This is a genomic window from Dehalococcoidia bacterium, from assembly GCA_035310145.1.
In the GTDB taxonomy this organism is placed as follows: Bacteria; Chloroflexota; Dehalococcoidia; order CAUJGQ01; family CAUJGQ01; genus CALFMN01.
In genome coordinates this window covers 41,599-61,075 of the sequence record DATGEL010000022.1, presented here as the reverse complement: position 1 = coordinate 61,075, position 19,477 = coordinate 41,599, and the positions used below count along the sequence as shown (strand labels likewise).

The 19,477-nt window shown below is 69.2% G+C and carries 23 protein-coding genes; 9 read left to right on the top strand and 14 right to left on the bottom strand.

Annotated features, from left to right (window positions below; translation table 11 throughout):
* Window positions 1–16 precede the first annotated feature (16 nt).
* Window positions 17–808 (bottom strand): alpha/beta fold hydrolase, encoded by a 792-nt coding sequence (locus VKV26_04335; protein HLZ69119.1) that lies wholly within the window; start codon window positions 806–808, stop codon window positions 17–19.
* Window positions 809–992: 184 nt separating this feature from the next.
* On the opposite strand from VKV26_04335, the gene def reads away from it, so the two are divergent.
* Together def and VKV26_04325 are read left to right on the top strand one after the other, a co-directional pair.
* Window positions 993–1,640, top strand: coding sequence for a peptide deformylase (gene def, locus VKV26_04330; GenBank protein ID HLZ69118.1), 648 nt, complete (start codon window positions 993–995; stop codon window positions 1,638–1,640).
* 61 nt (window positions 1,641–1,701) lie between these two features.
* Complete coding sequence (locus tag VKV26_04325) at window positions 1,702–1,899, top strand: zinc ribbon domain-containing protein (GenBank protein ID HLZ69117.1); 198 nt, start codon at window positions 1,702–1,704, stop codon at window positions 1,897–1,899.
* A 10-nt stretch (window positions 1,900–1,909) separates the two neighbouring features.
* On the opposite strand, the gene VKV26_04320 is transcribed toward VKV26_04325, so the two are convergent.
* The 3 genes from VKV26_04320 to VKV26_04310 form a co-directional block, all read right to left on the bottom strand.
* Window positions 1,910–3,370, bottom strand: coding sequence for an Rnase Y domain-containing protein (locus VKV26_04320; protein ID HLZ69116.1), 1,461 nt, complete (start codon window positions 3,368–3,370; stop codon window positions 1,910–1,912).
* Between the two features lie 111 nt (window positions 3,371–3,481).
* Window positions 3,482–4,147 carry a cysteine dioxygenase family protein gene (locus VKV26_04315; GenBank protein ID HLZ69115.1) on the bottom strand — a complete coding sequence of 222 codons (666 nt, stop codon included), beginning with the start codon at window positions 4,145–4,147 and terminating at the stop codon, window positions 3,482–3,484.
* Between the two features lie 131 nt (window positions 4,148–4,278).
* On the bottom strand, window positions 4,279–5,055 hold the full coding sequence (locus tag VKV26_04310; protein HLZ69114.1) for a hypothetical protein: 777 nt from the start codon (window positions 5,053–5,055) through the stop codon (window positions 4,279–4,281).
* Between the two features lie 138 nt (window positions 5,056–5,193).
* On the opposite strand from VKV26_04310, the gene VKV26_04305 reads away from it, so the two are divergent.
* A complete protein-coding gene (locus VKV26_04305) occupies window positions 5,194–5,949 on the top strand; it encodes a SprT family zinc-dependent metalloprotease (protein HLZ69113.1) in 756 nt (251 codons plus the stop codon).
* A gap of 91 nt (window positions 5,950–6,040) precedes the next feature.
* Entirely contained in the window at window positions 6,041–6,850 is an 810-nt protein-coding gene (locus tag VKV26_04300; protein ID HLZ69112.1) for a methyltransferase domain-containing protein, read from the top strand.
* On the opposite strand, the gene VKV26_04295 is transcribed toward VKV26_04300, so the two are convergent.
* Window positions 6,847–7,920, bottom strand: coding sequence for a cupin domain-containing protein (locus tag VKV26_04295; GenBank protein ID HLZ69111.1), 1,074 nt, complete (start codon window positions 7,918–7,920; stop codon window positions 6,847–6,849). The two genes, VKV26_04300 and VKV26_04295, sit on opposite strands and share 4 nt — an antisense overlap.
* A gap of 135 nt (window positions 7,921–8,055) precedes the next feature.
* Here VKV26_04295 and VKV26_04290 point away from each other — a divergent pair, with 135 nt between their 5' ends.
* The 3 genes from VKV26_04290 to VKV26_04280 all read left to right on the top strand — a co-directional run bounded on the left by VKV26_04290 (window position 8,056) and on the right by VKV26_04280 (window position 9,578).
* A complete protein-coding gene (locus VKV26_04290; protein HLZ69110.1) occupies window positions 8,056–8,319 on the top strand; it encodes a prevent-host-death protein in 264 nt (87 codons plus the stop codon).
* 3 nt (window positions 8,320–8,322) lie between these two features.
* Window positions 8,323–8,601, top strand: a complete 279-nt coding sequence (locus tag VKV26_04285) for a type II toxin-antitoxin system YafQ family toxin (GenBank protein HLZ69109.1) — start codon at window positions 8,323–8,325, stop codon at window positions 8,599–8,601.
* A gap of 77 nt (window positions 8,602–8,678) precedes the next feature.
* Window positions 8,679–9,578 carry an MBL fold metallo-hydrolase gene (locus VKV26_04280; protein HLZ69108.1) on the top strand — a complete coding sequence of 300 codons (900 nt, stop codon included), beginning with the start codon at window positions 8,679–8,681 and terminating at the stop codon, window positions 9,576–9,578.
* Window positions 9,579–9,662: 84 nt separating this feature from the next.
* On the opposite strand, the gene VKV26_04275 is transcribed toward VKV26_04280, so the two are convergent.
* Entirely contained in the window at window positions 9,663–10,460 is a 798-nt protein-coding gene (locus VKV26_04275) for an alpha/beta fold hydrolase (protein HLZ69107.1), read from the bottom strand.
* A 243-nt stretch (window positions 10,461–10,703) separates the two neighbouring features.
* Here VKV26_04275 and VKV26_04270 point away from each other — a divergent pair, with 243 nt between their 5' ends.
* Together VKV26_04270 and VKV26_04265 are read left to right on the top strand one after the other, a co-directional pair.
* Window positions 10,704–11,564, top strand: coding sequence for a DUF6065 family protein (locus VKV26_04270; GenBank protein HLZ69106.1), 861 nt, complete (start codon window positions 10,704–10,706; stop codon window positions 11,562–11,564).
* The gene (locus VKV26_04265; protein ID HLZ69105.1) at window positions 11,561–11,860 is read left to right on the top strand and encodes a hypothetical protein; all 300 of its coding nucleotides are present in this window, start codon (window positions 11,561–11,563) and stop codon (window positions 11,858–11,860) included. Before VKV26_04270 ends, VKV26_04265 begins: the two co-directional genes overlap by 4 nt.
* 119 nt (window positions 11,861–11,979) lie before the next feature.
* Here the strand turns inward: VKV26_04265 and VKV26_04260 are convergent, their stop codons facing one another.
* From VKV26_04260 to VKV26_04225, 8 genes are all read right to left on the bottom strand, one after another.
* The gene (locus VKV26_04260; protein HLZ69104.1) at window positions 11,980–13,269 is read right to left on the bottom strand and encodes a radical SAM protein; all 1,290 of its coding nucleotides are present in this window, start codon (window positions 13,267–13,269) and stop codon (window positions 11,980–11,982) included.
* A 4-nt stretch (window positions 13,270–13,273) separates the two neighbouring features.
* Entirely contained in the window at window positions 13,274–13,759 is a 486-nt protein-coding gene (locus VKV26_04255) for an SAM-dependent methyltransferase (GenBank protein ID HLZ69103.1), read from the bottom strand.
* Between the two features lie 430 nt (window positions 13,760–14,189).
* Window positions 14,190–14,957, bottom strand: a complete 768-nt coding sequence (locus VKV26_04250; GenBank protein HLZ69102.1) for a class I SAM-dependent methyltransferase — start codon at window positions 14,955–14,957, stop codon at window positions 14,190–14,192.
* Window positions 14,954–15,739: a hypothetical protein gene (locus VKV26_04245; protein HLZ69101.1), complete on the bottom strand. Its 786-nt coding sequence runs from the start codon at window positions 15,737–15,739 to the stop codon at window positions 14,954–14,956. The genes VKV26_04250 and VKV26_04245 overlap by 4 nt, the downstream gene beginning before the upstream one ends.
* Before the next feature lie 17 nt (window positions 15,740–15,756).
* Window positions 15,757–17,226: a radical SAM protein gene (locus VKV26_04240; GenBank protein ID HLZ69100.1), complete on the bottom strand. Its 1,470-nt coding sequence runs from the start codon at window positions 17,224–17,226 to the stop codon at window positions 15,757–15,759.
* Between the two features lie 244 nt (window positions 17,227–17,470).
* Window positions 17,471–17,761, bottom strand: coding sequence for a hypothetical protein (locus VKV26_04235; protein ID HLZ69099.1), 291 nt, complete (start codon window positions 17,759–17,761; stop codon window positions 17,471–17,473).
* A 211-nt stretch (window positions 17,762–17,972) separates the two neighbouring features.
* On the bottom strand, window positions 17,973–18,185 hold the full coding sequence (locus VKV26_04230) for a hypothetical protein (protein HLZ69098.1): 213 nt from the start codon (window positions 18,183–18,185) through the stop codon (window positions 17,973–17,975).
* A gap of 152 nt (window positions 18,186–18,337) precedes the next feature.
* Window positions 18,338–19,387, bottom strand: coding sequence for a BTAD domain-containing putative transcriptional regulator (locus VKV26_04225; GenBank protein ID HLZ69097.1), 1,050 nt, complete (start codon window positions 19,385–19,387; stop codon window positions 18,338–18,340).
* Window positions 19,388–19,477 lie beyond the last annotated feature (90 nt).

The window sequence follows — 19,477 nt, the reverse complement described above, 5'->3', positions numbered from 1 at the left end:
CCGTCGCCCCCCGCCGCTACGCACCCGTTTTGGCCCTGCTAGGTATGCCGACCTCGCTGAGGAAGCCGAGCAGGGCGTCGTTGAAGGCCGCTGGCTGGTCGATGTTCGAGGCGTGGCCGGCGTTGGCGATCACCACCTTGCGTGCGCCGGGAATCTTGGCCGCCATGTAGTCCGTGCCGGCCAGATAGGGCCGGTCGTTCTCGCCGACGATTATCAGCGTCGGCACGCTGATCTGCGGCAGCCCCTCGATCACGCGTGCGTCGAACTGTTTGAGCATGCCGCGCGCCGCGTTTGCCAGCCCCTGTGGCGTGCGGTGGCCGGCCGCCGTCTGCGCGACCTCCGGGCTGCGCCCCAGCGCCTCGAAGCCCCGCGTCTCGAGGGCGACGGCGCGTTGTTCGGCGGTTTCATTCCATTGCTCGCGTGCCGTGGGGTTGCGGTACCCCGGCCCCGTGTCGCAGAGCACCAGGGCGCGGCAGCGTTGGGGGTGCGCCTGCCAGAAGCCGAGCGTCATGTAGCCGCCCAGCGACAGGCCGCCGATCACCGCCTGCTCGGCGCCCTCCGCGTCCAGGATCGCGGCGATGTCGGCCACCGTCTCGGCCTCGCTGTAGGCGTCGAGCTGCGCCGGGCTGTCCGTGCGGCCGTGTCCGCGCATGTCCCAGGTGATGAAGCGGTAGCGGCTGCCGAGCGCCTCGCGCTGCGGCTGCCACATCTGCGCGGTCGCCGAATACCCGTGGGTGAACAACACCGGATAGCCCTCGCCCTCCGCTTCGTAGTAGATCTTCACGCCGCCGCGATCGATTGTCGGCATCGTCTTCCCCTTGGGCCGGCACAGCCTCGGCCAGCGCTCAGGCTAGGCAGCGCGTCGATGGCTGTCAAGCGCGGCAGCTCGCCGTGCGACTGCCGGCGAACGTTGCCACACCGTTTCTGGACCGGGGTATATTCCATTGCTAGCATGGTGCAACAGAGGGCGTGGCGGCGGAGGCGAAACGAGGATGGCGATCCGACCGATCCGCATCTTGGGCGAGCCCGGCGACGACGTGCTGCGGCAGCCCGGCGAGCGAATCGAGTGCATCGACGGTTCGCTGCAGCGGCTGATCGACGACATGATCGAGACGATGCGCGACGCGCCGGGCGTCGGGCTCGCGGCGCCGCAGATCGGCATCGCTCTGCGCCTGGTCGTGATCGAAGTGCCGGAGGTGCCCGCATTCGCCCTGATCAACCCTGAAGTGGTGCGTACCACAGGCCAGCGCTGGATCGAGGAAGGCTGCCTCTCGATCCCCGGCTACCGCGGAGACCTCTTCCGCTCGGTGAAGGTGACGGTGAAGGGGCTCGACCGGCAGGGCCGCCGCGTGCGCATCCGCGCCGCCGACGATCTGCTGGCCCAGGCGCTGGAGCACGAGATCGATCACACCAACGGCCTGCTGTACGTCGATCTGCTGGGCGGCACGGAGCATCTGCACCGCATCGATCTCGATGAAGCCGAGGAGGAAGAGGCGCCGCCGGCCGACGAGCCAGACGCGGAGCAGCGACCTTCGGCTCCACGGCGGCGTCGCGGGCAGGCGCCGCTGGTCTATGTGGCCCGCCATCGGCTGCGCGGGCGAGCGGGCGCGGCCGGCCCGCGCTCACCACGACGGCGCTAAGTTGCGCCGGTTGCTGGACTAAGGGGTACACTTTGGCGCACAGTACGCGCAGGAGGCGGCGATGCCGGTGTATCTCTTTCGCTGCACGACCTGCAGTGAGACGTTCGAGCGCTGGCGACCCGAGCGGCGCCGTGATGACCCGCTGACCTGCGCCCGCGGACACGACACCGTGGCGCGGCTGCCGGGCCTCGAGCCGCGCGAGGGTGAGGGTGGCACGCCGTCGCTGGGGCGGCCGCCGGAGGCGGGCCAGCCCACCTGAGCGCCCGGCGCTAGCGGGCGTAATCCACGGCGCGCGTCTCACGCACCACGGTCACCCGGATCTGGCCGGGATATTCCAGCTTCTCCTGGATCGTGTCGCTCACAGCGCGGGCCAGGCGCGCCGCGCCTACGTCGTCGATCTGCTCAGGTTTGACCAGAATGCGCAGCTCGCGTCCCGCCTGGATGGCGAAGGCGCGCTCGACGCCGGCGAAGCTGTGCGCCACGTCTTCCAGCGCTGCGAGCCGCGCGAGGTAGCGCTCGAGCGACTCGCGCCGGGCGCCGGGGCGGCCGCCGCTGATCGCGTCGGCCACGATCGTCAGCCGCGCTTCAAACGTCTCCGGCTCGATCTCCTCGTGGTGCGCCGCGATGCAGTGCACGATCGCCTCCGGCATACCGGCACGGCGACAGATGTCGGCGCCCAGCATGGCGTGCGTGCCCTCGGTGTCGCGGTCGATCGCCTTCCCCAGGTCGTGCAGCAGGGCGCTGCGCCGCAGAATGTAAACATCCGCGCCGAGTTCGAACGCCAGCATGGCGCCGATGCGCGAGGTTTCGATCGCATGTTGCAACTGGTTCTGGCCATAGCTGGTGCGATAGCGCAGCCGGCCAAGCGTCTTCAGCACCTCGTCGGGCAGATCCTTGCAGGCCGCCTCGGTGGCGGCGATCACTCCTGCCCGCTCGATGCTGGCGGCGACGTCACGCTGGGCGCGTTGAATGATCGCTTCGACCTTGCCGGGGTTCATGGCGCCGTCACGGATCAGCCAGGTCAGCGCCGTACGCGCGATCTCGCGCTTAACCGGGTCGAATCCGGCGAGCGAGATCGCCGGCACCGCGCCGGGCACGTCTTCGATCGCCAGTTCACAGCCGGTGGCGGCTTCGATGGCGCGTAGCGTATGGCCGTCGCGGGCCAGCAACTTCTGCCGCGCGTCGTCCGAGGCGGCGTGCAACGGATCGGCAGCCGGGTCGGGAACCTCCGGCGGGTCCAGCCGCTGGATGGACGCGGCGATCGCGCCGCGGGCGCGGCGTTCGGCGTCCGCGGTCATCGCCGTCTCGCCGGCCCGCAGCCGGCGCTCATTGTCCTCGCGCAACTCCTGCTCGATCGCGGCCAGCGCCTGATCCTTCGCCTGCACGAGTGTGACACCGGCTTGCCGTTGCAAGGCCTCCACCCGCTGCTCGCTCAGCTCTGCCAGCATGGCCTCGACCGCTTTGCGGTCGTCTGCGTGCCGGCGCAGCGCGGCCTCACGTTCGTCCAGCGCCGCGGCGCGTGCCGCGATGCGCTGCTGGCGTTCTTCCAGCCGTTGTGTTGTCTCCGCCAGGTTCTCGCGGTGCGCCTGCTCTTCTTCAAGCCCGCGCTCGCGGAGCGCGGCGGCGTCATGCCGCGCCCGGGCAATGATCTGCTCGCCTTCGGCCTGCGCCGCCGCCGTCACCTCCGCCAGGGCGCGCTGATCGGGCATCGGCGGCGATGGTGCCGTCACGGGCGCCGCTCGCCGTCGGCCGAGCGTCCGCAGCCAGTTGAGGATTCGGATGGGAATCATCGCAAGCCTACATGGTGGCCGGTATCGGTGTCGCCCGCGGCAGCGTGTGCGTCAGCGTCGGGCGCCGACACCGGCCGCGTCGGCGCCGGCGATGCCGCCGACGTTATCGTAACCCGAAATAAATGTCTCGGCACGCTTCTCCTCGGGGTAGAAGAGCTGGCGACGGATCTTGCCCAGGTCGTTGCCGAGCAGGTGAATCGAAATCGAGGGCGTATCCGACAGCGTGCTGATGATGTGAATGTCATCAACCGGCGGCAGCAGGCGCGTGATCTCGCCCCGATCCAGGCGCCGGCGCTCGGTTTCTTGCAGCTCGGCGTAGTCAGGATTGGCGCCGTCGTCCACGCGGCGGTATTGCACCTCGAACTGCGTTCCCTGCCAGAGTCCGATCAGGCCCCATGCCAGGTGGTTGTGCACCTTTGTGCTCTCGCCCGCGGGCAGAACCATGCTGAAGAGCACGTACTCTGGGTCTTTGGAGCGCAGCAGCGCGTAGCTGGCGGCCTTACCGGGAATCGGCACGCGGCAGGGCGCGGGCAGCCAGCCATCCCGCTTGAGAAAGTCGGCGAAGGGGCCGCGCAGCCGATCGATCGTCGCCTCGGGCGCGCTGCCGGATGCGATCGCTGCATTGATGGCCTCGTGCAGCTCGTGCAGCGCCGCCTTGCCCTCGGCGTCGATCAGGGCGCCGACGTCGGGCATGGTCGCGGATTCGAAGTCGCACATGCCGGTCTCCTGCTCCGTTGCCGCTTGAGCGGCGTGGATCTCCGCTCTCAGTATAGGTTTGCGCCGTGCGCGGGCGCCAATCGAGGCGGCGCGTGGCTTGCCGTGGAGCGGATCGCGGGCCGGCCGCGACGTCAGCTGGGCTGCGCCGCGCAGAGCCGGGCGACGAGGCCGGGCAGGTCGCTGCTCTCAAGCAGTCCCTGCACCATGCGATAGAGCTCGAGTCCCGCTTGCGGCAGGGTCGCGGCCGCCTCCGCGGGCGGCGTACCCAGCCGCGCCAGCAGGTAGCCGGCGTAGGCGACCTCCGCGCGGCGGGCCGGCAGCTCCGTGGAGACGCAACCCGCGGCCGAGGTGTTCAGACGCCGACCGGCGCTATCCTGCGCCGCGTGCGTCAACTCATGCGCCAGCACGTCGCCCAGCAGCCAGCTCGGCGCGCCGGCGAAGATCGCATCGACTTCGATGGACCGGGTTCGCGCATCATAGCGGGCCACCGCCTGCTGAGCGCCCGAGCTCGGAGCGAAGCCGGCGAAGCCGGCGCTGACTCCATGCGCGGCGGCGCCGCGCAGGAGCTGGCGGCCGTCGGGCCAGCTCCACACCCAGAGCACCGCCTCGGCCAGCCGTGGGTCGGCGTTGAAGCCCGCGCCGAGCGGTGAGAACTCGACCGCCGTGCCGGCCGGGGCGGGCGCCTGCAACAACGACTCCTCCCACCACTGGTCATGGCGCGCGCAGCTCGGATTCTCGGGCAGGCAGGACCACGTTCCCGGCGCCGGTCCACTCGGCTCGAGCGCGACAATCACGACCTGCCGCGCCGCGGCACGGGCAGCCGGCGGCCGGCGGCCGGCGCCGGCCACCACGAGAGCGATGAGCACGACAAACAACGGCAGGGCGCGCCTGCGGGCGGCTTGGGGCACGGCGGGGCTCCATTCAAGCGCTTATGGAAATCTCGCTCTGGAACGCAAAGGCCGGCGCCCGCGACACTGGACTCCGGCCCTGCGCGTCAGCATAACGCATCGTGCCGGCCGATCACGTTGTGAGAGCGTGGAAATACGGTGAAGCGCTCCCAGCGCTCCGCGCAGCCTGAGGCCGGCGAAGTACGGCGCGATGATCGCACGATCCGCTATCTCGTCACGCGCAGTGCTCGGCGGCGGCGTACGCTGACGATCACACTTGATCCAGACTCCGGCGTGCGCGTGGCGGCGCCGCTGCGTGTTCCCGCGACGGAAATTCAGGCTCTGGTCTTGCGCCGCGCCGGCTGGATCCTGCGCCGGCTCGACACCGCCAGCGTGCCGCCGAGTCCGCCCCGCCGCTTCGAAAGCGGTGAGACGCTGCTCTACCTCGGCCGCCGACTGTCGTTGCTGGTCGAAGCGGCTCCGGCGCGGCGTGTCCAGGTCGCCGTCGAAGGTGGCCAGTTTCTCCTGCGCGTTCCTGCGGCGCTGGCCGGCGAGGTGCGGCGGGCGGCGATTGTCGGCGCCCTGGAGCGCTGGTATCGGGATTGCGCTACGGATGAGATCGGCCGCGCCGTGGAACGTTGGGCGCCGCTTGTTGGGGCGACGCCGGCCGCCGTGCTGGTGCGGACGCAGCGACGGCGCTGGGGCAGTTGCAGCGCCACGGGCGTGCTGCGTTTCAACTGGCGGCTGGCGCTGGCGCCGCCGGAACTCATCGGCTACGTGGTGGTGCACGAACTGGCGCATCTGCATGTGCGCAGCCATGCGCCGACGTTCTGGGCCGCAGTGGAGCGTGTGCTGCCGGATTGGAAGCTGCGGCGGCGGCGTTTACACGAGCTTGGCCCGTCGCTCTCGATCTGACGCGCTTCTGCCGTGCGCCGGGCCGCGCGGCGCCGACACCGCGTGTACAATCGGCAGACGGGCCGGCGAAGCGATTCCCGCGGAGGCGCGCATGGCTTCGGAAGAAATGGCGTCCGAGCTGCGCGCGGTCAACGACTTCTACGACGCGCCGAGTATCGCCTGGTCGTTGCGCGGCGCCGGGCTGCACCTGCACGCCGGCAGCGAGGATGCCACCGTGGCCCAGGCGCAGCGGCTGGAGGCGTACGGCTACACAGGCGGCGGCCGCATCCTGGAGATCGCCTCGGCGCTGGGCGGGCCGGCACGCTACCTTGCGCGGCGTTTCCTCGCCATGGTGCTGTGTATCGACGCCAATCCGCGCATGCACGCCGCCTCCCGTGCGACGGCCGCGGCCGAGGGTCTGACGGCCCGCACACCGCTGCTGCTTGCCCGCACCGAGGCGCTGCCCCTCGTCGCCGCGAGCTGCGACGTCGCCTGGAGCCAGGACGCCATGTGCCACATGGACAAGCCCGCCGTCGTGCGCGAGGTGGCACGCGTGCTGCGTCCGCTCGGCCTCTTCGCCTTCAGCGACTGGGTGGCGCGCGCCGAGCTCACGCCGGAGGAGCGCGCCGAGCTCGCTCGGGTCTGGAGCTTCCCCGCGCTCCTGCGCCTGAGCGAGTACGTGCGGCTGCTTGACGAGAGCGGCTTCGACGTGCTGCTCGCCGAAGACCGCACGACGATCCTTTCCGCTCGCCCGCAGGTAGACCCGCCCGACCAGCAAGCCTGGGAGGGCGCCTTCGCCGCGGCCTACGGCGCGGCCGAACTGGAGCGGCAGCGCGAGCCGTTCAGTATGTGGCGAGCCCTGGTGCGGGCAGGTCGCACCGGCTACGCATCCTTTGTCGCGCGGAAGCGGGCCGTCGCTTAACTCTGGCGCCCCTGCGTGTGCCGCTCCTCGCGATCGAGCGCGAAGGCTTGCAAGACCGGCCGGTCGCTGAAGGAGAAGAGCACCGCCTCGCCGCCGGCGCTGGCGTGCTCGTGCCAGGCCCAGGCGGGCACCACGAAGGTGTCGCCCTCGCTCCACTCGAAGCACCGGCCCGCAATCACGCTCCAGCCGCCGCCCTCCGCGACGTGGTAGACGGTGCTCGCCACGTGGCGGTGCGCCTGCGTGTGCTCGCCGCGACGCAGCAGTTGCAGGTAGGCCGCCATCGTCGGCAGCACCGGCCCACCCGTGTTCGGGTTCTGATACTCCATGATTACGCCGTCGAAGGGACTGGCCTCGGCCTCGCGCAACGTGTGCAGGGCCGCGCGCGAGGCCGCCCAGGTGTAGTTGAGGATGGGTGAGTAGGGGCCGGGCGCTGATTGCCAGGTCGGCCGCAGGTTGGCGCCCCAGCGATGCAGCGCGTCGTCGGGCGGCTTCGTGATCGGCTGGCGCTCCTCGCCGAACTCCTCATAGAAGATCGCGTCCAGGTTCGTGACGAGCGGGATATCCAGGCCGTCGAGCCAGATCACGGGGTCGCCGCCCTCGTTGCCGTGGTCGTGCCAGGTCCAGTTGGGCGTGGTGAGGAAGTCGCCCTTCGCCATCGGCCCTTTTTCGCCGCTGACGGCCGTGTAACCGCCCTCGCCCTCGATGATGAAGCGGATCGCGGCGGGCGTGTGGTGATGGGTGCGCGCGATCTCGCCGGGCAGGATCAGCTGAATGCCGGCGTAAAGCGTGGCGGTGGCCGCGGGTTTCCCTTCCAGGCCGGGGTTGAGCAGCATCAGCACGCGGCGCTCTGCCTCGGCGGCGGAAACGAGCTCGCCGGCGCGCAGCACACGCGGGCGCACGTCGGCGTAGCGCCAGAGACAGGGGACCGACCTGACACGCGGCTCGGGTGTGAGCGCCTCGCCCAGCACCGCCCAGAGCGGCCCCATGCTGAACGACTCGAGATCCTGGTAGAACGCCTGGCGCTCGGCGGCGAGCGTGGATGGAACGGGCCTGGTGCTCTGGCTGGTCATCGGTTGCCTCCCTCGAAGCTGACAACTGGGACGCTCGTGAAGATGCCCGGACTGTAGCACGCTGCATCCAGCGGTGCTGTGACGCGGAGCGTTTCGCTGCTAGAATGGCCGTACAGCACTGAATGGAGTACCGAAATGAATACTATTCCGGCGCGTGAGATCAAGCGGCGAGGCATCTCGGCGGTGGACGAACTGCTGAAGTGCGGCCCGGTGCACGTGATCAAGAACGACAGCCCGAGCTACGTGATCATGGACGAGGTGCGCTACCGCGACCTGATCGATGCAGAGGAGGAAGCCGGTTTCGCGCGGATCAAGGAGTCGATGGCCGAGGTGAAGGCCGGCTTGGCGCGGCCGATGACGGCCGAAGAACTCATCGCCGAGTTCGGGCTTGATGAGTAGCGAGTGGCGTACACGCTCGTGCCTACGCCCCGCTTTCGACGATCCCTGCGCCGATTCACGAGTCGTCATCCCGGGCTTCAAGATCGAGTCGCCCGCGTTTTGCGCGATCTCGAGAGCGATCCGCATCAGCCTCGGCTTCAACTGCACGCCCTCGGCGGATCCTTGAGCCAGTACCACGCCGTGCGAGTCACCTATGCATACCGCATCGTTCTGATCCTCCTGGTGGACGAACAGCAGATCACCCTGATCGACATTGGCAGCCACGACGACGTCTATCGCTGAGCGCGGCTCGCTGGACGCGATCGGCGCACTCGGCGTACGCTGCTGCACGCCGCCTGGCGGCCGCGAGGTGTTCCGCGATGACCGAGGCGTTGGAGATCGTCTTCCTCGGCACAGGCAGCCCCTTGCCGAGCCGGGTGCGCTGCGGCGCCGGCCAGGTGCTGCTCTGCGACGAGACGCGGGTGCTGCTCGACTGCGGCTGGGGCGTTGCGCGGCGGTTGCTCGCGGCCCGCGTGCCGCCGGCCAGTATCGACGCCGCCTGCTTCACGCACATGCACTCCGACCACATCACCGACGTGCCCGATTTCCTGATCACGCGCTGGACGGGAGGCGCCACCCGGCCACTCACGGTCTACGGGCCGGAGGGCACACGGGCGATGATCGACGGCTTCCTTGCGGCGCTCGACCGCGACATCGGCTACCGCTTCGCCCACCATGGCGAGAAGCTCTCGCGTGACGGCATCCGCTGCGAGGTACACGAGGTGCCGGCCACAGCGGATCCGGCGCTGGTCGCCTCACTCGCCGGCCTGCAGCTTGAGAGCTTCGAGGTCGACCACCGCCCCGTCGTGCCGGCGCTTGGCTACCGGGTGCGCGCGGCCGGCGCGAGCGTGGTCTTCTCCGGCGATACCACGGCCTGCGCTACGCTGCGCCATGCCGCCGAGGGTGTGGATCTGCTCGTCTGCGAGGCGCTGAACCTCGGCATGCTGGAGCAGAACATTGCCGTGCTCAAGGCGTCCGGCAACGGGCGTGTGGCGGCGCTGCTGGAGGACGTGCCGAGCTACCACGCGCCGACGCTGGCGGTTGCGACGCTGGCGCGCGATGCGGGCGTGAAGCGGCTCGTGCTCTCGCACGTGATTCCGTCCGTGCCGAACGACGGCCCCCTCCTGGCCGCATTCACCGCCGGCATGGCCGAGATCTATCCCGGGCCGATCTCGGTCGCACAGGACCTGCAGCGCATCGGCGCTTCTCCCACGGCATGAACGGCCCGTGCCCATCAATTCAGAGCGGCGAGCGCCGACGACCGGCGTCTTCCGCCGATTGAAGACGGGCTGGGTGGCAGCGCGTCAGGCGCGCGCCGCAGCCGGAGCGGCAACCTCGCTCAGGAAGCCTTCGAGCAGGCGGTTGAACTGGTCGGGCCGCTCGAAGTAGACCGAGTGGCCGGCGTCGGCCACCAGCTCAAGCCGGGCGCCGGGAACGATCTGCTGCGCCACGCGGATCACGTCCGGCGGGATGAGCACGTCGTCGGCGCCCTCGATGAACAGCACCGGCAGCCTCATAGCGGCGGCCTGCTCCGCCGTTACCGGCAGCCGGTTCAGCTGCGAGGCCCGCCCCAGTGTCTGCTCGCGCGGCGGGTTGAGCGCGAAGATCTGCTCGTAGAGGAAGGCGCCGGCGGGATCGCGGCGGCGGAAGCCCTGGCTGAGCGCCCCGCCCAGCAGGGCTAAATCGCCGCGCTTCGCCTGGGCAGCAGCCCGAGCCTCGTCTAACTCCGGTGAGGTCAGGCCGCCGGCGGTGTCGGCCATCACCAGCGCCCGCACGCGCTCGGGGTGTGTCGCCGCGTAGCCGAGGCAGGTCCAGCCGCCCATCGACTGCGCCACGAGGCGGACCTCCGGCAGCCGCAGGTGGTCGATCAGCGCCGCCAGATCTTCATCGAAGCGGGGCCGCTCCTCCGGCGGACGCGGATCGGCCGAGCGGCCGAAGCCTCGGTGGTCGAACGTTACGCAAGTGTAGCGCTCGCGGAAATACGGCACCTGCTGGAACCAGGAAAGATGGTTGCCGCCGGCGCCGTGGGCAAAGACGATCGCCGGCCCGCTGCCGTGTGTCTCGTAGTAGAGATCGGCGCCATTCGTGCTCAAAGCAGGCATTGTCTGCACTCCAATCGCGCGGGTCGTCGCCGGACCATGGCGAAGGCCCGAGATCCATGACCGCGGGCGATCATAGCGCATCGGGCTCGGCGCCGCAGCGGGGACAACTCGGTCACAATCGGTTGCATGCGCCACAAAAGCGCTTGTGAAGCGATCTGCTTCAGGTGATGATCCTCGCGACATCCGTTGCCTTTCGTGACGGAAACAGGTCGATCGCGCAATCCTGCAAGCGGATGGCTGCCGATGGCCGTTGAGCCGCTGGTTACGCTGTACAAGCTATTTCCCGCGGCGCCGAAGCCGGTGCGCGCCGACGCGGGACTCGGCGGCTCGATGCCCGCCCGCGCCTATCACTACTGCGAGCCGTTTCGCGCCGCCTCCTCGTTCGGCTGGCACGTCTTTCCGCCGATCGATTTCGATCTGCTGTGGGACGGCACGACTGTCCGCTGGCGCGGCGCGGGCGCCCGCGACTGGCAACTGCTGGAGGCGGCCGATCTGCCGGGATTCACCGGGCTGTGGAACTTGAACGCGCCGGTGGCCGATGTGCTGCCACGCCCGGTCTACTTCATGCACGCGCCCCGCGGCGAACCGGGCATCGTCATGGTTTCCACCGGCGTGCTGGCGAAGACGCGGCCGGGCTGGTCGCTGCTCGTTCGCCGGCCGGCGAACCTGCCGCAGGATCCGGGCTTCGAAGTCCTTGAGGGGATTATCGAGACAGACTGGTGGTTTGGGCCGGTCGCCTCGAACCTCCGCCTGCGCAAAACCGACACCCCGATCTGCTTTCGCCGGGCACAACCCCTGTATCAACTGCAGCCGCTGCCGAAGGCGGCGTACGCGGAAGAGAACCTCGGCAGCGGGTCTGTGTGCGAAGGGTTTGCGGCGTTGAGCGAGGCGGACTGGTCGGCATATACGCGATCGATTCTGCCGCGCAACACGCCCGGCGCCCGGCCGGGCTGGTATCGCAGCGAGGTGCACCGCCGGCAACGCGCCGGCTGCCCGGCGCATTCATTGCAGGCGATCTCGGCGGAGCCGGTTCCGCCGCAGAGCGACGGCCCGCGGCAAGACACTTGTCCGGGCGAACCGATCAACAAGGGAGAAGCAGGGTGAGCAACGAGCAGGCGTCCCCGGCAACGGCGGAAGATGTCGTCACACTGAAGGAGAAGCTGCGCGGCTTCTGCCAGGCCCTGACACCGGGCGAGCAGGTGGTGCTCGGCATGCTGCTGGAGCGCAGCTTCGAACAGGGGGAGACGCAGGGCTACGCCGGCGGGGTCTTCGCCGAAGCGGTCGTGGCTTCGGCAATCCGCACGAATTTTCTGACGCCGGGTTCGCTCGGTGGCTTCGCCATAGAATTGCGCGGCGGCAGCGCGCTGGAGGCCGGCGCCCGCTCGTTCGAAATTCGCTGAGGTTCCGGCCGTCGCCCACCGCGGCACACGCCCAAGCGGGTACCAGACAACGCGGTACGAGGAAAGCCGCCCCTTGCGCGAGCCCTCGCGCAAGGGGCGGCTTTGGTCTGTCCAGCCGGTCACGCGGGCGCGTTCAGCGCGAGCTTCTTCCCCGACCGCTGGAACTCCTGCCAGTAGCGGTGCGCCTTGAGCATGAACAGCTTCATGTACTCCGTCGCGCCGCAGCCCAGCGGGTTGCGCGTCAGGTTCATCGCCACCGGCGGGCAGCGGAACTGGCACCAGACGTCGGCCGCGGCGACCGGGCAGGTGTTGCAGTCCTTGAAGTCGCTGAAGTGGATCGTGCGGAAGTCGCGGAAGCCCGTGTCCCAGATCTCCTTGAAGGAGCGCTCTCGCAGGTTGCCGCCGCGGTACATGACGGCGCTCTGGCAGTTGGTGCAGGGGTACACCTCGCCCGCGGCGTTGATATAGGCCACGGAGCGGGCGCACTTCTCCTGTCCCGTGGCGCGCTCCAGCTCCACGGTGAAGCGCACCGTATCGACGTTGAGCATGCCCTTGCGGTCAGACGGCCCGATCACCGCCTGCGCGTCGGCGGGCGTGGCGTAGAGCTCCATGCACTGCTTGTAGACCGCGAACACTTCATCGACCTGCTCGGGCTGCAGCAAAATATCGGGGTGCAGCAACGCCCGGCCGAGCGGGTGTGTCTCCAGCCACTGCGGCCGCGGGTAGCCGTTCTCCAGGCACCAGCGGTAGATGTCGAGCGCGTCGTGGATGTTGTTGCGGTGCACGGAGATGGCGGTGCGTACGACGTGCCCGTACTTCGCCATCCATTCGAAGCAGCGGCGCAGCTTCGGGAAGTCCATGCCGCCGCGCACGGTGCGCTCGGGATCGGCGGTGTCAAAGCTGATCGCGAACGAGGTGCCGCGCGGCAGTTGCGCCAGCTTCTCCTCGGTGATCAGCAGGCCATTGGTGAAGATGTCGACCGCGAACGCCTTCGTCTTGGCGTGCTGGATGATCTGCACGGCGTCCCGGTGGGAGAAGACCTCGCCGCCCGTCAGGAAGATGCCGAGCGTACCCATTTCGTCCAGGTCGTCGAGCACGCGCAGGATCTGCTCCGTCGGCATCTCGTTGGCGCGGGCCACGCCGGACCAGGCGTAACAGTGTTTGCAGCGCAGGTTGCAGCGGTTGGTGATCTCCAGAAAGACGTTCGCCGGGGCGCTCAGGTGGAAGTCGTTCATCTCCACCAGCGGGTCGCGCACCAGGAACGCCGAAAAGTCCGCTTGCAGCGGCGGCACGTTGCCCGCGTTGACGGCGTCAATCAGCGGCCGCGCCTCGACCCGCAGGAACTGCACCTCGCCCCGCGGCAGCACGGCCAGGATCTGCCCGGCGTTGTACTGGAAGGGAATGAACATCGCATTACTCCTCGTGCCTGCCGGCGGGGGCCGGGTGCGTGTCGTAGTAGTCCTGCATCAGCTCCGTGGCCCAGGCCGGCTGATGCACCTCGCCCAACGGCCCGAATTCGGCCATGTACGGCTTGATATCCAGCACCGGCGTGCCGTCCACCGCGTCGAGCCCCTGTACGCGCAGCATTCGCTCTTCCACGCTCAGCAGACGGCAACGCGAGACGCCGATACGGTTCGGGCGGCCCTTGGCGCGCTGCGCGAAGATGCCTGCCTCCGGCCAGTCGGCGCGGCCGCGTGGGTGGCGCTTCCCGCTCTCGATCTCGTCCTCGGGCACGCGGTGCATGAAGAACACGATCTCCAGGTGGGAGAAGTCCGCCAGCTCCGCGAGCGCGTCGGCGCCGAAGCGGGCGGCCTCGAGCGTGATCATGGCGACCACGCCGCCCCAGTTGTCATCGCTCAGGTCGCGCCGCGGCGAGGAGACGAAGCCGATCGGCCGCAGCATGATCACTCCCGGAGGTTCGCCGGCGGCGGCCGCGTCTGAACTTGCCGGCGCCTCATCGCCTTCCCAGATCGCGCCGCGCACGAGCAGCTCTTGCGGCACGACGCGCTGGACCGCGATGTAAATCTCGTCGGCTGAACAGTGCAGGCCGCCACTGAGCACGCGCTGGATCGTGCGCATCACGGCGCCGACCTGCGCCTGCGTGTAGCGGTTTTTGCAGCGCACGAAGACCACGGGAGCCTGCGAGCCGGCGGCCCACTCCGGCCGCGCGAAGCTGCCGGCGGGATGCCCGTTCCAGACGGCCCAGGCGAAGCCGGCCGGTATGCCCAATGTGCGCGTAACCTCGGCGCAGAGGGCATCCAGCAGGCCCGCCGGGGGCAGCGGCTGGGGCGAGTGGATCTCGATCACCGGCATCTCGACGCCTTCCTGCCTACTTTCCCGCCACGAGCAGCACGGTGCGGACGGGAATGCGGAATTCTTCCCCATCGGCTTCGATGCCCAGCGCCTCACGTGTGGCCGGGTCCGCGGCCGCCAGCAGATCGCGGATCGCGGCTTCGGCCGCAGCGCCGGAACCGGCGATCTCGCACCAGCGCTTGCTCGGCACGCCGGCGGGACTCTCGCGCTGCCGGCGCTCGAGCGCCTCCACGCGCAGCCCGGCGTCCTCGAGCAGCTCCCGCCAGCGCGCAGCGGGATAGCTGCGCACGTGGGTCGGGTCGTGCAGCAGCTCCAAGCGGTGATTGAACGCGTCGATCGCCGGCTCCGCGTCCCCTTCGAGGTCGATCACGGCCACGCTGCCGCCCGGCCGAGTGAGCCGCGCCATCTCGGCCACGGCCGCTTCGATGCGGGCGAAATGGTGTGCGGCGAGGCGCGTCACGACCAGGTCGAAGGAAGCGTCTGGCAATGGAATCCGTTCTGCATACGCCTGGATGCATTCGACGGCGACACCGCGCTCGCTCGCCAGCGTGGCGAAGGCGTCCAGCATTGCCGGCGCCGGGTCGACGCCGCAGATGCGCGCGGCGCGGCCGGAGAACGACAGCGCCAGGTGACCCGCGCCGCAGGCGACGTCGCAGACGGCGGCGCTTTCGGGCAGGGCGATCAACTCGTGCAGCCGCCGCATGGTCGGGCTGCTGCTGTGCACCTCGCTGGTGGCAAAGTTGGCGGCGATCTTGTCGAAGCGGGCGGCGGCGGTCGTGGTCATGCGCTGCGCTCCAGAGCCGAATTCGGCGTTTCTCCGTTCCATCCAACGCGATGATCGCCGTCTGGCGATGCGTGCCCCGCGCACGTCCGCAGCACGAGTCGGGTGAGCAGCGGGACAGGGTCCGGCGCCCGCTGCATCTCGACGCAGGGCGCCAGCGTGTGGCCTAGACCGTCGAGGATGTGGAGCTTCGCCGCGGCATCGACGCCGGCGAGGCGTCGGAGCGTGGCCGGAGCGTAGTCCGCGGGGCGCCGGGGCGCGGTCTGGTTGCCGGCTGCATCTACGTACGCGACATAATCGCCTGCGCCGTAGACGAATGCGGCGGCGCCGACCCGCGCCCGCAGGCGGACCGGCGCCTCGATGACGCAGCCGATCAACACCAGCCCCGCAAGCCTGATATTTGCCGCTCGCTTCGAAGACAGCGCCGCCAGCACGACGTCGGCGCCCAGCGAGGCGCCCAGCAGCACTGTGCGCGGCAGCAGGGGCTGCAGATCAGGCGCCGCCAGCACACTCTCCAAACGCCGTACCCGCTCTGCGAACTCGGCGGGCGAGGCCGCGAGGTGGCGATCCGCGCGGTGCTGCATCTCGAAGCGGATCGTGCCGGCGCCGTGACGTGACAGACGCAGTCCCAGCCGCTCGTAGAGCCGGTTCTCTGTGGTCGGCTCGTCGATCGGCCCGGCCTGGCCCGACTGGACGATTAAGCAGACGCGGCTCCCCAGCGTCGCGGGCGGATCGTACACGCAGCGGAACGGTTCACCGCCCGACCGCAGCTCGATGCCTGGCATGCAGCCCTCGCTCATCCCTAACGCCGGCAAACGGCCTCGTCGAACTGCCCGATGCGGCCCTGCAGGTAGACGCTGATGATCTCTTCATGCAGCGCCTCGCCGTTCAGCGTCGGCTTTAGCGCGGCGCCGCCCTCAACAAACTCGAGCAGGCCGCGCGCCACCAGCTCCCGGAACACGCCGCGGTACGGTTCCTGTTCGAGGATCTCGACGCCATACTGGCGGCGGAAGCGCTCCGGGCGGATCGGCTGGTTCGCCTTGAAGGCGAAGCCGAGCGCCGAGCCGGCCGCCTGGTGACCGCTGAGCAGCCGGCCGAAGGCGATCGGGCGGCTGTCGCCCGCCTTGACGCGTTTCGCGTAGGCGGCGATGTCCGTCTCGTTGTGGGTTTGTACGACCTCGGCCGTCTCGCCGGTCAGCCAGCCGTAGGCGCCGGGGCCGAAGGCGATCATCGTGTCGTAGCGCTGCCACTTGTTGCGGGAGACACGCGGGATGTTGCCCTCCGGATAGGTGCCGGGCGCGTTCCACCAGCCGCAAGGGCTGGGCGTGTAGCCGTGCTCCAGGAGGGTGCGCACCGCCGCCTCGCGCATCGCGTACGTGGTCGTGATGCTGGGGAAGCGATGCTCGGCGTGCAGCTGGTCGCGCACGGCGGGCACGTTCCAGAGGGCGCGGTTGCCGATCCCCATCTTGTGCCGCTCGGCGTTGCGCAGGCGGTAGATCGTGATCGTCGGCACGCGCCGGGTGACGAGTGTGCGGATGTCTCTCTCCACGCTTTCGACGGTCTGAAACGGCAGTCCGAACATAATGTCGACGTTGAAGGGGCGGTGCGATTCCAGCAGGTGGTCGATCGCGGCAAGCGAGGCTCTGCCGTCGTGGCCGCGGCCGGTGAAGCCCGTGACCTCGTCCTGGAACGACTGCACACCCACGCTGAAGCGGTTGAAGCCGATCGCCTGCGCGGCGCGGATGTAGTCGCACTGGAAGTTGTCGGGGTTGCCTTCCAGCGTCAGCTCGCAGTCCGGGCTGAGCGCGTAGTTCTTGCGCACGTGCGCGATCAGCCGTTCGAGCTGCCGCGGCCGCAGCAGCGCCGCGGTGCCGCCGCCGATGAAGAACGACTCGATCCGCGCCTCTCGCAGCCAGCCGACCCGATCGAGATAGGCCTGCGACTCGGCGGTCAGCAGCGTCACCCACTCATCCAGGGTTGCATCGGCTTTGCCGTCGTTGGGCAGGCGCCGCTTCACATAGTTGCAGAAGTGGCAGATATACGAGCAGAGGGGCACATGAAAGTAGAGATGCGCCGGCATACCGCGGCCGGGATGGGCCGCGTAACGGTCGAAGACCTCCGCCGCCGTGAGCGTCCGGCCGAAGTTCGCCGTGACATTGATGTTGTACTCGTCCTGCTCGATCTGCAGCTCCGGATGCTGCTGCAGCAGCACGCCGAGGTTCAATTCCGCTGCCGCGCTCGACGAATTGCGTGCGGGCTGCAGCGCTACCATGCGACTACCTCCAATGGCCGGCTAGACACACTCAGCGATGCCCGAGCGTCCCCGGCAATCCCCCGGCCCGGCCGCGCGGCGGCGTCGCGGCGCTCCGCGCCGAGTGAGGCGTGGGGCGCTGCTGCCGGGACCGCCTGGACGGAGGGATTGCCGGGAGCGGGGCTTAGACATGGTTTCATAACCGGCGCGAGTTCCCGCTTGTAGGTGTGCGATCGCACCTGAACGCCGGTTTTGAAACCATCTGTTAGAGCTGGCCGCGCGCCCTGGGGCCGGCCGCGACCAGAACGATGTTGTTCGGCGCCGTCTGCAGGTGCAGCCGCGTGAACGTGTTGTTGCTCGCCTGGGCCCCGAGAATCGCGCCGCCAAGCAGGGACGACGGACCGGAGGCGAGGAGATAGCCGGCAACGTCCTGCGGGGTCTTGCTGCTGTCGACGCTGTTCAGCAGGAGCTCGCCGAGCACCTCTCGCTCGGGATCGGAGAGCGTGCCGGCGAAGCTTTCCAACTTCTGGATCAAGGACTCGGTCGGGGTCGCCATAACGGATGTCCCTCCTGTTTGCCTTGGGCTCTTGCCATCGCGCCGGTTAGTGGGCGGTGGAAGCGGCCGCGCTCCTGGCGGCCGCTCGGCATCCCGTCACATGGCGACACCTCCGTTTGCGCGGTTGCAACGGCGGGCCCGGCTGGGCGTTGCCGGGTAGGAAGGTGCGGCTGAAGAGGCGAGGTCGAGGCGACCGGCGCGCCCCGCGAACTCACCTCTGGCCGTCGTCGGCCGGGCCGGCCGCAGCCGTGGGGATCATCGGGTTCGAGGCCGGCGGGAGATGCGCAAAGATGAACTGCATCATCCGGCCCATCTCGCGGAATCGCAGCGACTCTTTCGTCGCAGCGTGCTCGATCGAACCAACCAGCACATTGCGCCGCTCATCGATGCGAATCTTGAGGATGAACGACGAGTAGTCGGTCACCCGGTGCCCCTTTTGCTGGTCACTGAGCCACGGAGACGCCACGAATCGGCGACTGCGAAGCGGCGACGCGAATTCGGTCGAGAGGACGCCACTCGCCTCGGCGACGCAGAGTATTTCGCTGTTCACACTAGAGAAGGGTGATTACTGGCACGTTAATCGGGCGTTAGTGCGGAATTAATTGTCGCCGGACTCGCCCGCAGTGCGTGCAAGAGCGCAACCGTCTCCGGTCCCGGCGGCAGGTCAAGTTCCTGGCGCAACACGGCGGTGCAGACGTCAAACCAGCGGCGCACACGCCCCGGCTGGCCAAGCGCGGCGTGGCAGCGCATCAGCCATTGGTAGATGTCTTCGCGGCAGGGGTCCTGGCGGAGAAGCCGCTGACAGCGCTGAATGCAGCCTTCATAATCGCCCCGTTCGAGGGAGCGCCGGCCAAGCCGCGCCAGCAAGGCCAGGTAGCAGTCCCTCAGCGCTTCGCGCCGCAGGACCGTCCACTCGTCGTAGGGATCGTCCTGGAGAAAGTCACCCTGGTAGAGCGCCTCCGCGGCTTCGAAGGCGGCCAGCGCCCGCTCGGGCGCCTCCTCCTGTTCGAGCCGGCGGCCTCGCTGCCAGAGCCGTTCGAAGCTGATCACATCGACGTCCACGGCGAGGCTCGGGCCGAAGCCGTAGCCGTCTCCCTCGCAGAGGAGCAAATCGTCGGCGCCCGCCTCGCCGGCCGCCTCCGCCAGGATTCGGCGCAGCGCGTGGATGGTCACTCGCAGCGAGTTAGCGCCGGCGCGCGGATCCGCGCCGGGCCAGAGCGCCTCGATCAGTTGCTCCCGCGGCGCACGCTGCCGCTCGTTGACCGCGAGGCACTTGAGCAGCGTCCGTGCCCGTCGGTTCTGCCAGTTGTCGATGGGGCGCCCGTCCAGCCAGGCACGGAACGGGCCGAGCACCTGCACCTGCAGACGATGCACGCGCGCGGGGCGATCGAGCGCATCATGCCAGAGGGCGCCTGCGGCGCCTTCCGCCGCGGCCTCAGCCGCGTGCCGATCGCCGAGGCCGCTGCCGCTGAATCGCTGTTCGAGCCGGCGCAGCACCTGCAGCGCGCCGGCGTGCTCGGCCTGAAGCTGGCGCACAGCCGACAGCAGTTCTGTCAGTTCCCCGGTCGAGAGCGCTGCTGTTGGTTCGGCACGTGCCGCCGCGCTGATCGCCTGAGCGCTGTTCATGCGCAGATACTACGGGACCTCAGCAGGAAAACGACGCGACCTTGAGCCGCATGCACCGCTTTGCGGCGGAGTCATCGTTGCAAGGCTGCA